Annotated in this window: 14 protein-coding genes and 2 tRNA genes; 12 read left to right on the top strand and 4 right to left on the bottom strand. The window is 37.3% G+C overall.

Features of this window, described 5'->3' with window-relative positions:
- Position 1 precedes the first annotated feature (1 nt).
- The 12 genes from ABJ974_RS15020 (at position 2) to ABJ974_RS14965 (ending at position 10,653) form a co-directional block, all read left to right on the top strand.
- On the top strand, positions 2-1,201 hold the full coding sequence (locus ABJ974_RS15020) for an efflux RND transporter periplasmic adaptor subunit (RefSeq protein ID WP_419869029.1): 1,200 nt from the start codon (positions 2-4) through the stop codon (positions 1,199-1,201).
- 17 nt (positions 1,202-1,218) lie between these two features.
- Complete coding sequence (locus ABJ974_RS15015) at positions 1,219-2,100, top strand: bestrophin family protein (protein WP_419869028.1); 882 nt, start codon at positions 1,219-1,221, stop codon at positions 2,098-2,100.
- A 36-nt stretch (positions 2,101-2,136) separates the two neighbouring features.
- Positions 2,137-2,559, top strand: a complete 423-nt coding sequence (locus ABJ974_RS15010; protein ID WP_419869027.1) for a Fur family transcriptional regulator — start codon at positions 2,137-2,139, stop codon at positions 2,557-2,559.
- A 45-nt stretch (positions 2,560-2,604) separates the two neighbouring features.
- The gene (locus tag ABJ974_RS15005; protein WP_419869026.1) at positions 2,605-4,563 is read left to right on the top strand and encodes a heavy metal translocating P-type ATPase; all 1,959 of its coding nucleotides are present in this window, start codon (positions 2,605-2,607) and stop codon (positions 4,561-4,563) included.
- Between the two features lie 133 nt (positions 4,564-4,696).
- Complete coding sequence (locus ABJ974_RS15000; RefSeq protein WP_419869025.1) at positions 4,697-5,056, top strand: hypothetical protein; 360 nt, start codon at positions 4,697-4,699, stop codon at positions 5,054-5,056.
- A 73-nt stretch (positions 5,057-5,129) separates the two neighbouring features.
- Entirely contained in the window at positions 5,130-5,405 is a 276-nt protein-coding gene (locus tag ABJ974_RS14995) for a YHS domain-containing protein (protein ID WP_419869024.1), read from the top strand.
- Positions 5,392-6,078, top strand: a complete 687-nt coding sequence (locus ABJ974_RS14990) for an SCO family protein (RefSeq protein WP_419869023.1) — start codon at positions 5,392-5,394, stop codon at positions 6,076-6,078. The genes ABJ974_RS14995 and ABJ974_RS14990 overlap by 14 nt, the downstream gene beginning before the upstream one ends.
- Positions 6,079-6,102: 24 nt before the next feature.
- Positions 6,103-6,777 (top strand): superoxide dismutase, encoded by a 675-nt coding sequence (locus ABJ974_RS14985; RefSeq protein WP_419869022.1) that lies wholly within the window; start codon positions 6,103-6,105, stop codon positions 6,775-6,777.
- A gap of 160 nt (positions 6,778-6,937) precedes the next feature.
- Positions 6,938-7,633 carry a VIT1/CCC1 transporter family protein gene (locus ABJ974_RS14980; protein WP_419869021.1) on the top strand — a complete coding sequence of 232 codons (696 nt, stop codon included), beginning with the start codon at positions 6,938-6,940 and terminating at the stop codon, positions 7,631-7,633.
- 606 nt (positions 7,634-8,239) lie between these two features.
- On the top strand, positions 8,240-9,025 hold the full coding sequence (locus tag ABJ974_RS14975) for a hypothetical protein (protein WP_419869020.1): 786 nt from the start codon (positions 8,240-8,242) through the stop codon (positions 9,023-9,025).
- 2 nt (positions 9,026-9,027) lie between these two features.
- Positions 9,028-9,831, top strand: coding sequence for a hypothetical protein (locus tag ABJ974_RS14970; RefSeq protein ID WP_419869019.1), 804 nt, complete (start codon positions 9,028-9,030; stop codon positions 9,829-9,831).
- A gap of 18 nt (positions 9,832-9,849) precedes the next feature.
- Positions 9,850-10,653, top strand: coding sequence for a hypothetical protein (locus ABJ974_RS14965; RefSeq protein WP_419869018.1), 804 nt, complete (start codon positions 9,850-9,852; stop codon positions 10,651-10,653).
- Positions 10,654-10,938: 285 nt separating this feature from the next.
- Here ABJ974_RS14965 and ABJ974_RS14960 read toward each other — a convergent pair.
- The 4 genes from ABJ974_RS14960 to ABJ974_RS14945 all read right to left on the bottom strand — a co-directional run bounded on the left by ABJ974_RS14960 (position 10,939) and on the right by ABJ974_RS14945 (position 11,812).
- Positions 10,939-11,010 (bottom strand) — tRNA-Glu (locus ABJ974_RS14960).
- A 76-nt stretch (positions 11,011-11,086) separates the two neighbouring features.
- Positions 11,087-11,158: transfer RNA gene (locus ABJ974_RS14955), tRNA-Glu, on the bottom strand.
- Positions 11,159-11,168: 10 nt separating this feature from the next.
- Entirely contained in the window at positions 11,169-11,423 is a 255-nt protein-coding gene (gene rpsT / locus ABJ974_RS14950; protein WP_292009251.1) for a 30S ribosomal protein S20, read from the bottom strand.
- 68 nt (positions 11,424-11,491) lie between these two features.
- Entirely contained in the window at positions 11,492-11,812 is a 321-nt protein-coding gene (locus ABJ974_RS14945) for a hypothetical protein (RefSeq protein ID WP_419869017.1), read from the bottom strand.
- Between the last annotated feature and the right edge of the window lie 480 nt (positions 11,813-12,292).

Below are 12,292 nucleotides of genomic sequence, written 5' to 3'. Positions count from 1 at the left end.
AATGAAACTTAAACTTAGTATCATCGTAATAATTTTTATAGCTTTAATAAGCTGTAACCAAAAAAATGATGAAAAAGCCGATATAAAAGAGAATACGGAAGCGCCGGCCGAAAATCCCAATCCGAATATAGCTTCTGTTACAAAAGAACAGATGAATGCCGTAGGAATAGCACTGGGTAACATAGAGATGAAAGAACTCACGGCTACCGTTAAGGCCAATGGAGCATTAAGTGTGCCCAATAATAATAAGGCCAACGCGACATCCCTATATGGAGGAGTAATCAGGACTTTAACCGTACAGGTAGGAGATAATGTAAGAAAAGGTCAGGTAATAGCCACCATTGCTAATCCTGAATTTATACAGCTTCAGGAAGAATACCTTACAGCGGGGAGCAATATTACTTTTGCCGAACAGGAATACAGAAGACAGAAAGAACTTTTTGATAATAATGCAGGAGCCAAAAAGAACCTTCAGAATGCCGAAGCTCAGTTAAAAGCTTTAAGAACAAAAAGAGCATCTTTACAGAGACAGATTCAGATGATGGGAATAAGTCCCGGAAATGTTTCCAATGGAAACTTAAGATCAGGATTAGCAGTAATTGCTCCGATAAGCGGTACCGTCAGTAATGTATTTCTAAAGCTGGGAAGTTATATTGACGTCTCTTCACCGGTAATTGAAATTGTAGACAACAGTTCATTACATTTGGATTTGCAGATATTTGAAAAAGACTTACCTTCCATTAAAGTAGGACAGCGCATCCACTTCACTTTAACCAATAATCCGGTGGCTGAATATGATGCAGAAGTATATAGTATCGGAGCTGCTTTTGAAAATGAAAGTAAAACAGTGCCTGTACATTGTAAAGTGCAGGGAAATAAGGCAGGATTAATTGACGGGATGAATGTTACAGCAGTAGTAAGCCTGGATAATAAACTGATGCCGGCAGTCCCTAATGATGCCATAACAAGCTCGGAAGGAAAAGATTATATATTTGTCCGTACCAACAAAAAAACCGGGCATACGGAGGAAAATAAAAAAGAAGCCCTGAATTTTGAAAAGATAGAAGTAGTAAGTGGAACCTCTGACTTGGGGTATACAGCAATTACCCCTGTAAAACCTATTCCGGATAATGCGCAGGTGGCTGTAAAAGGAGCGTTCTTTATCAATGCAATATTGACGAATACAGGAGAAGAAGAATAAAACTAAAACCATATAATATGTTACTCAATAAAAGAATATCCATCCGGTACTTCCTTAAGGGGATCCAAATCCAGATTCTATGGATCGTTATATTTGCGATATTTATAGGCATTCTGGATCGTTTATCCATATTCAGCGAAATCATACTTCCCCTGAGCATACCAGCTATTTTGGGAACTGCTGTTTCTTTGTTATTGGCGTTCAGGACTTCACAGTCCTATGAAAGATGGTGGGAAGCAAGGATCATCTGGGGAGCCATTGTGAATGATTCCCGTACCCTTATGCGGCAGATTATCCAATTCTTACCCGCAGACAGAAAAGAAGAAATTAAAGCATTTGCCGAAAGACAGATCATCTGGAATTATGCCCTGGGAGAATCCTTACGAAAACTGCCCTTTTCAGTAAAAGTTCAGAACTATCTTGATATCCATGGAATAGAAGCCCAAAATATTCCCAATGCTCTGTTAGATGCACATTCCGACCAGGTGAAGCAAATTGCGGAAGCCGGATACATATCAGATTTTAAACAGATACAACTGAATGAAACCCTCTTGAGACTCTGCGACAGCATGGGAAAATGCGAACGGTTGAAAAACACAGTTTTTCCTAAATCGTACAGCTTGCTGCTGCACATATTGATTTATGTATTTGCTTTTATCCTTCCGTTTGGATTGGATGACTCCCAGCTGGTGATAGAAATCCTGATCACCATCCTGATTCCTTCCGTATTCATAGCCATTGAGAAGACCTCTATTCTCATGCAGGATCCATTTGAAAATACACCTGTGGATACACCAATGACCTCTTTGGCAGAGACCATAGAGATCAATATCAGGCAGATGATTGGGGACGGAAATATACCGGAAAGAAAAGAAAATTTCTTATATTACATTATGTAAATCACTTACAAATAATTGATTTTAAAGCAGAATGAAATGAAAAAAGATATAGAAAACAAACTAATAAATAAAAATACCAAACCCACAAGTATGAGGATTTTGGTATATGATCTTCTGAGCTCTCAGGAAATGGCTTTATCCTTATCCGAGGTAGAAGATCATTTTGAAAATGCAGATCGTACCACCATATACAGAACATTGAAAACCTTTGAAGAAAAAGGAATCGTACACAGTATTCAGGAAAATAATACAACCAGATATAAGCTGTGCCATGATGGCTGTGATGAAAAAACACATAAAGACTGGCATCTGCATTTCTATTGTAAAATATGTAAACAGACTACCTGTAGGGAAGATATTGCACTTCCGGAAAATCTTCAGACCAGTTTCAGAATTGATGAAATAAGGCTCTTTGCAAAGGGTATTTGTGAAAACTGCCTGAATGAAAGTTTGCAATAGTATTGCATTTAGTTTAAAGTTAAATTTGTTTAAAATTATCAACTTATGGAAGAATGTTGTAGTACAAAACCGAAAGATAAAGAAATAAAAAAGGAACATTTTGATGGGGATGGACATGACCATTCTCACGGTTCAGAAGATAAAACCACCTTGCAGCTGTTTTTGCCTGCCATCATATCATTTGTTTTACTGTTGGCGGGAATAGCAATGGACAACTATATAAAGCCCGACTGGTTTAAAGATTGGGTACGTATCGTATGGTATCTTGCTGCTTATATACCTGTAGGATTGCCGGTTATTAAAGAAGCGGTGGAAAGTATTGGTAAAGGAGATATTTTCTCAGAATTTTTATTAATGAGTATTGCTACCATCGGAGCCTTTGCGATCGGTGAATATCCGGAAGGGGTGGCTGTAATGCTTTTTTATGCAGTAGGAGAAGTATTTCAGACTTTGGCGGTATCAAGAGCAAAAAGTAATATAAAATCTTTGCTGGACCAGCGGCCTGATGAGGTAACGGTTCTAAGAGACGGACAGCCAGTTACCATAAAGGCTGAAACGGTGAATATCGGAGATACAATCCAGTTAAAGCCGGGAGAAAAGCTGGGATTGGACGGGGAATTACTGACCACCTCGGCTTCTTTTAATACAGCCGCTTTAACAGGAGAAAGTAAACCTGATACCAAAAGTAAAGGAGAAGCAGTGCTCGCGGGGATGATTAATCTTAATACGGTAAGCCTGGTAAAAGTGACAACCGCTTATCAGGATAGTAAGCTGAGCAAAATTTTAGAGCTTGTACAAAATGCTACGGCCCAGAAAGCTCCTACCGAATTGTTCATTCGTAAATTCGCGAAAATATATACTCCGATTATCGTTCTTTTGGCCATCTTGATCTGTTTACTGCCCTATTTTTTTGTCGCAGACTATCAGTTCAGGGATTGGTTGTATAGAGCCTTGGTATTCCTGGTGATCTCCTGTCCGTGTGCCTTGGTTATTTCCATTCCGTTAGGATATTTCGGGGGGATCGGAGCGGCAAGCCGTAACGGGATCCTGTTTAAAGGAAGTAATTTTCTGGATGCCCTTGCCAATATACAAAATGTGGTGATGGATAAAACAGGAACAATGACGGAAGGAGTATTTAAAGTACAGGAAGTCTCTTTTGGAGAAGAATTTAATAAAGATGAAATCCTGAAAATGGTGAATGCACTGGAAAGTAAAAGTACTCACCCTGTTGCCACGGCTATTCATAACTATGTAGGAGATATTGATTATACCTTACCTCTCGAAAACGTAGAAGAAATTGCCGGTCATGGATTAAAAGCTGAGGTGAATGGAAAAGAACTTTTGGTAGGAAACTTTAAACTCCTGGACAAATTCAATATCACCTATGATATAAAGACCGATAATATCGTGTATACATTGATTGCTGTGGCATATGGAGGAAAATTTGTGGGATATCTTACCATTGCGGACAGTATCAAACCGGATGCACAGGCGACCATCGATAAGCTTAAGTCATTAAACGTTTCTTCCACTATGCTCAGCGGAGATAAATCCTCAGTAGTGAAATTTGTGGCAAGTACGTTGGGAATTGAGAATGCATACGGAGATCTTCTTCCCGAAGATAAAGTGAATAAAGTAAAAGAAATTAAAGCTAAGAAACAAAGTGTTGCCTTTGTGGGAGATGGAGTAAATGATGCTCCCGTAGTAGCTTTAAGTGATGTGGGAATTGCAATGGGAGGATTGGGAAGTGATGCCACCATTGAAACTGCGGATGTGGTGATTCAGGATGATATGCCAAGTAAAATTCCAATGGCGATCTCCATAGGAAAGAAAACAAAAAAAATAGTATGGCAGAATATCACCCTCGCATTTGTAGTTAAAGGAATTGTTCTTATCCTCGGAGCCGGAGGTCTGGCCACCATGTGGGAAGCGGTATTTGCCGATGTAGGAGTGGCATTAATTGCCATATTGAACGCTGTAAGAATACAAAAGATGAAATTTTAAATATCCATAATTAACTTAACAGAAAGTTCCATTGATCTTTTTCAGTGGAACTTTTATTGTAAATGGAAGAAATGACAATCATCATAACGGTAAACTAAGGTGTGAATACTAAATTTGTAGTACATTTAACCAGATGAAATTATTAATATCCATATTCATTATTTTTACAATGGCTGTACGTCCGGTCCTGCCATTGGTGAACTATGCGGTTAATTATGATTACATTGTTAAAAATCTCTGTGTAAACAAAGATAAACCACTCTCTACCTGCAAAGGAAAATGTTACGTTGAAAAAGAACTGGTGAAAACTGAAAAGCAATCCGGTACATCAACGGTAAAGATTCCTGTAATGGAAGCTTTTCTTTCCTGTAAAATTCTTGTTTGCCCAGGTAGAATTATAGTGGATCGTACTCAAAAAGCTGAATATAACGGCGATTCAAACTTTTCAACCTCAGAATATTTTACTAAGATATTCCGTCCTCCTTTAGCCTGATTTGCCTTATTTCTAAAGTTTTGATAACGCATCAAAACCGTTTTCTCGTTAATGTTAATTAAAATTTAATCTGATGAAATCAACAATCATTTGGGCAGCTATACTGTCAGTATCTCTAATATCTTGTACGAAAGAAGCTCCTAAAGTAAAGCATAAAGAAAGCATGAGCACTTCCCAGGAAAATCTGAAAAATGTAAAAGTGGTCAATGCACAGGACCCTATCTGTCATATGGAAACTGCACAATATTTAAAAGATACAGCGACATATAAAAATAAGGTGTATGGTTTTTGCAGTCCATACTGTAAAAAAGAATTTAAGAAAGCTCCGGAAAAATATGCCCAAAAATAAAATGAGCAATAAAGGTTCTAAAAATATAGTGGTAATACCCATTGTGGTCATTATAGTACTTTTTTTAGGAATAGGGATAGGGATGAATTACTTTAAGAGTAATTTATATACGGTAATGAAAGTCCCGGATTTTGAACTGACAGATCAGAATAATAAAAAGATCACCAATAAGGATATGCTGGGAAAAGTATATCTGGTAGAGTTTTTTTTCAGCAGCTGTCCCACGATTTGCCCGGTAATGAATACCAATATGCGAGTGGTAGAGGATGAGATTAACAGTCCGGATTTTGGAATTATCTCTATAAGTATTGATCCCACGAATGATACTCCTGAAGCCTTGAAGCAGCATGCTAAAAGAATAGGGGTTAAATCTCTGAACTGGCATTTTCTTACGGGCGACCGTACGTATATCGGTAAATTGGCAGATCAGTTCAATATTTATGTTGGAGATCAGGAGGATGAAGGAGAAAGTCTTAACCATAGCGGTATGATCGCTTTGGTAGATAAAGAAGGAAATATCCGTTGCAGGTATAATAAAGACAATATGCCTATTCTTTATTATTCAGGATTAAATTATGAAGACCCCGAAGGCAGAATACCTAAGCTCAGCGGGCAATACCATCCCGACAGGGAATTGCTGATAGAAGATATCAGAAAATTATTAAAAAAATAGTGTTTAATCATAAAAGTACTGATTATGAAAATTATGAAAATCGCTGCCTTAGGTGCAGTATTCGCAGCGCAATTCGCTTTTGCGCAATTCAAACAGACTCCGTTAGCATATGCATACAATGCATTGGAAGGCTCTATTGATGCCCAAACTATGGAAATCCATTATACCAAGCATGCTGCAGGATATGTAACCAACCTTAACAAAGCTATTGCAGGAACTCCTTTAGAAAAGGAAAGCCTGAATCAGATCCTGGGAAAGGTGTCCACATTAAGCCCTGCCGTAAGAAATAATGCCGGAGGACATTATAACCATGAACTTTTCTGGACGATGTTAACTCCGGAGAAAAATACACAGCCCTCTGCAAAACTTTTGAAGGCAATTAACGAAAGCTTTGGAAGCGTAGATGCTATGAAAGAAAAAATTTCCAAAGCGGGGGCAGACCGTTTCGGATCCGGATGGGCATGGCTTGCCGTAGATAAAAACGGAAAATTATTTATTTCTTCTACACCCAATCAGGATAACCCTTTAATGGATGTGGTGGAAGAAAAAGGAACTCCTATTTTAGGAATTGATGTATGGGAGCATGCTTATTATCTGAAATATCAAAATAAAAGAGCAGACTATCTCGGAGCCATCTGGAAAGTGCTGAACTGGAAAGAAGTGAGTAAGAGATATGAAGAAGCATTAAGCAGAAAATAAAAAAATGCGGCCTTTAAAGGCCGCATTTTTTATTGAATTTCTCAGTTGATGGATCAATTTTCTTGAGATAGGGTTTATTTTTAAGTTTATTTTCATAAGACCTTTATAAACGTTAATAAAAATAAAAGCTGTAACTTTAAGCTAAATGGTAAAATGAAGTATGCATCATCAATTAGAAAAACATTACGTCAACCGGATAGGCTGGCTTCGGGCAGCTGTTTTAGGAGCCAATGACGGACTCCTGTCAACAACAAGCATTGTGATAGGAGTGGCGGCAGCAGAACCGGATAGGCACACCATTATTTTAGCAGCTTTAGCAGGATTGATTGCCGGTGCAATGTCGATGGCGGCAGGGGAATACGTTTCCGTAAGTTCCCAGTCCGATACGGAGAAAGCAGATCTTGAAAGAGAACGTAAAGAGCTTGAAGAAATCCCCGAAATTGAACTCATGGGGCTTGCCAAGATCTACGAGCAGAGAGGAGTCAGCAAAGAAACCGCTTTGCAGGTCGCCCGGGAGTTAACGGATCATAATGCATTAGAAGCCCATGCGCGTGATGAATTGGGAATTAACGAGATTACCCAGGCAAAACCTTTACAGGCTGCGATAGCTTCATTTGGCTCATTTGGATTTGGAGCTGCTTTGCCATTTATGGTTTCTTTATGGGCCCCTATTGAACAAATGGTATACTATCAATATGGTTTTACGATTGTTTTCTTAATGATCCTTGGAGCTATCTCCGCAAAAACAGGAGGTTCTCCCATTGGAATTGCTGTGGCAAGGATATGCTTCTGGGGTACTATTGCTATGGGGGCTACAGCCTTTGTCGGACATTTGTTTGGAGTGAATGTAAATTAAAGAAACCTTCGCGCAGCAGTCATTGGTTCCCTATGAATTTGTAATTTCAATAATGGATTTTAATCTTTTTTTAAGGGGATAAAATGCTTCAATTGGATTTTTATAGTTAGATTTATGCTCATTTTTTCTAAAAAAGGGTTTGTATTCTATGCATATTTATAATAATTGCCCCTCTTTTTACCCTTGCAAGAGAGTGTTCCCTCTCTTTTCTTTCTTCTTTTTAAATTTAATTTTTTTATGGGGAATAAAGTTTTAACTTTTTGATTGATTGCATATTAAGTGACGCTTTTTTGGATATTGTTTGGTAATATACCGAAAATGCATTAACCTTGTTTACCCTCGTGGGTGAAATCGGGGAGGGTGTTTATATTTGAAAAAAAAAGAATCCCTATAATTTTGCTTTCAACGCAAACTATTAATTGATGAGCTTTAATATCCTGATTCCACCTCCTGTTTAAATTCCCAATTATCAACTTTAAAATTTTAAAAATTCCTAAGGCTTAGGAAAATTGAATTTTTACCTCTCTCATATCTCTGTATATCCAACAGCAGGGACAGGATTCTTTATACAATAAACAAAAAAATTCTATAACAAAAATGAAAAAAATGATCTTATTAGTCTCGGCTTTATTGAGCGTTCCCCTGCTTGGGCAGTTCGGAGTCGGGACGAAGGATGTACACAATGGTATCATCCTTCAGGTTGAAAGTCAGCCGCATGTTTCCAGCAACTACTATGGAGGAGTTCTTTTCCCTAGAGTGGAACTGACTTCTACCAGCTCTTTTTCTCCGGTAACCGGAGATGCGGTGAATGGATTGATGGTATACAATACATCAACTTCCGGATCCGGTGAAACGGCTGTTGTTCCCGGAATTTATTATTGGGATACCTCTGAAACACCCGCTTCATGGGTAAGAATAGCACAGAAAGATGCCAGTGAGACTGCATTATTCTCCAATCAGGATACCACCACTGACATTAATGATGATGATGGAATATATGCTCCTATTTTTGAAAATGTAAGGTTTAATACTAATCCGTCATTGTATCAGAAAATAGACAATACTACTCTGAAAATTAATGAAGTAGGATACTATAAAGTAATCCTGAACCTGGATCTGGCGTCTTCGGGAGGTGCGGATAATTTCGGGATTGAAATTGTAGTGAATAACCAGGATAATATTGTTTCAGATAACCTTTATATTCCCGGAAGATGGGATTCTGAAGGAGGGGATGAATCCAACTTTCCTAATGGAAAAACCTTTGTGGTATATGTTCCGATAAATGTAGAAGGATATACCCTCAGGGTGAGATCTTATGAGATAGATCCCAGTACGGATGTACGTTTCAAAAACCCGGATACATCAACTATTTCAATTGAAAAAATCAGATAATTATGAAGAAATATATTATATGTATTGCACTCCTAAAAGCAGGTTTTATCGGCAGCGAATTAAAAGCCCAGGTAGGAGTTAACACTAAAAATATTGAAGATGGAGTGATGCTGCAGCTCGAAAGTTCCAGTAAAGGGGTTCTTTTTCCAAGAATGGCTCTGACCTCAAGAACTTCCGCTTCACCACTGGATGCTTCTATTCCTACAGGAACCATTGTATTTAACACTACTACTACCGGAAGTTTTCCCAATATCATTACACCAGGATTGCATTGGTGGAGTGCTGAGGAACAGCAATGGACCAACCTGAGCACGGATTTACAGAACGTTACGGCTAAATATGTGAATACGGAAAATACCACTAATTATAATACCACAAATTGGCAAAATGTTAGACTTTTCGGAAGTGAAGTATTCAACGAAAGTGAATCTATTTATAATGTGAATAAGTCAGACCATACGGTGACGTTGGGAATGTCAGGATTGTATTCCGTTTCGACATTATTATCGTTTGACCGTGATGATGCAGATGAAGAGGGAAGAGTATCCATGACTGCCAGGTTGTATGTAAACGGGCAGCCTGTAGGAACCGAACAGGTGTTTTCACCGGGATTTACTACATCGATTGATGACAACCGGGGATTATTTTCGCATTCATTTACGGAATATATCGAATTGAATAAAGGCGATGTATTATGTGTGAAAATAAAGAAAACAACAGGGACTTACGCAACTGATTATGGAATAGCTAATGTTAAATTTTTACAGGCCGGAGATTCCAGTATTGCTTTATTACGTATCCGTTAATTTTTAAAAATAGAAAAAATGAAAAAGATATTTATTAAACTTATGTTAGTTCTGCCGATGAGCTTAGCTTATGGCCAGGTGGGCCTTGGGACCCAATCTCCTGCCAACTCTTCTGTTATGGATATCACCTCTACCAATAAAGGCGTTTTAATTCCCCGTGTAGCCTTAAGTTCTACTCAGGATAAAGCACCGTTGTCAGGTAATATTCCGACGGGTACAATGGTATTTAATACTGTGAATGCCGGAACGGGAGTTTATAGCGTAATTCCCAGTGTATATGCATGGAATGGAGCAGAATGGGTTTTCCCTGCAGCGATTGGAAAAACAAAATATGAAGTTATCAAATTTTCTAATTCCCCTGCCAGCAGTATAAACTTTAACCCGATCAGTGTAGCTTCTCCAGTGGGAATTGATATTTTTAATACGGTAGTTCTCAATTCTGATACTTCGGGATCGATATATGAGAAGATCGGAGACTATCAGCTCAGAATAAAGCAGGACGGCTTATACCTGATCTCGGCCAATTTAGCCTTAAAGCAAAGTCCGGCGGTAGAAGATTCGAGGCTGAGTGACTATATTTATTTTAACCTCGATGGAGTCCTGGCTTCTGCAAAAGTAATTACTTTAGTCCCTCAATATGACCCTTCCGATATTAATATTGGCGGAAGATTTGCGTTTGGTTCCAACTCTTATATCAACGCTAAAGCAGGACAGATTCTTACCATGCATTCCGCAAGATATAAAGATGGGAACAATTATAATGGAACTGTCAATTATGATACTACGAGCCTTTCCAGTGTAACAGTGATTAAAATCAATTAAAACTAATTTTAAATAAATTTTAAACAACTTATCGGAAAGTTAAAGTGCAGGGCTTAGGTTCTGTACTTTTTTTGTGCATTCAGGAGTTTTAAATGATAGGAAGAAGAGAAGACAGACAGGCATAATAGAAGCTCAGTAATAGGATAAAGCAGGAATGACTAAGCAAGTCAGTCAATACCGGAAAAAACTGGGTTTATAAGAGGTTAGAAGAGTTGCTTAATGAGGATTTAAAAAACAAAAGAACTCTGATATTTGTATTATCAGAGTTCTTTAATTGTCGTTAAGTAGCCCGTAGGGGAATCGAACCCCTCTTACCAGAATGAAAATCTGAGGTCCTAACCGATAGACGAACGGGCCGGATTAGGTATGTTAATTGTAAATTAGCTTTTAAAAAATTACTGAATAAATAAACAGTGATTTTTTAAAAAATGAGTAGCCCGTAGGGGAATCGAACCCCTCTTACCAGAATGAAAATCTGAGGTCCTAACCGATAGACGAACGGGCCAACTATATTATTACGCTAATTTATTAACGTGTTTAGTTAACTTGCTTTTTAAGTTAGCAGCTTTGTTTTTGTGGATAATATTTTTCTTAGCTAATTTATCCAACAAAGAGATAACCTTTGGCAATTGCTCTGCAGCAGCAGCTTTATCCTCCTCATTTCTCAATACTTTCATTGCTGATCTTGCAGTTTTGTGGTAGTATCTGTTACGAAGTTTTCTTGCTTCGTTCTGTCTAATTCTTTTTAATGCTGATTTATGATTTGCCATATCGTTCAAATGTGAGTGCAAAAGTATAAACTTTTTTTTTATCCGCCAAATTTAATTCCTTCTTTTTTTTAATTTTCTTCGGATAAATATTTTCTGAGTTTATCGATTGCCTGTTCTATTTTTAAATTTTCTTTTTCTCTTTCCAATCTTCTGATGGTATTTCCCAACATAATGATAGCATTGTTCCATTCTCCGGTATTATTGATGAAAGTGAGCCCTTCTATTGTCACCTCAAAAACACTGTCTTCCCCACTCCTATAAAGTCTGAAACTAATTTCCTTATCACTGCCAGTTATTCCGTCTTCATTGATTTTTAAGTCATAACTTTTAGGGTTGGAGTGGATTTTTTTAAAAAGCAATGTGGCTTCTTGTATTTTTAAATCCGGCATGGTATTTTTTAAATTTTTTAGCTTTCGGGAAAATACGGTTTGTATCTTCTTTTGAGCTGATTTTCTATCATTTGAATCGGTTTTTCTTAGTACGGTTATAGTAGAGTTATTATAGACTCATTCAATAATCATAAGATGAGAAACCAGACTACAAAAGTATATTTTTTTTCTCAAAGATAAAATCAAATTTGTATATAAATATTATATTAAGTAGGAGAAAGGCACCAGATGGTTTTTTCAGATGGAAAGTGTGGATATTTATAAAAATGTTTTGTATGGTGAAAATATTATATATAATAAATTAAATTTTGATTAAAATTTCTTTTGGTAATCGGATATTATTGATTTTTTATTTGAAATTGTATTTTTTTCTCTAAATTAGATTTGTGAATTTATTTTAATGATGAAATAATTGTTCAATACAAAAAAATATCTTGCCTATGATTCCTTATAGTTGATTATTATTTATCTCTGTTATCC

Source organism: Chryseobacterium sp. CT-SW4 (genome assembly GCF_048572715.1).
Lineage (GTDB): Bacteria > Bacteroidota > Bacteroidia > Flavobacteriales > Weeksellaceae > Chryseobacterium.
This window is presented reverse-complemented; position numbering and strand designations above follow the sequence as displayed.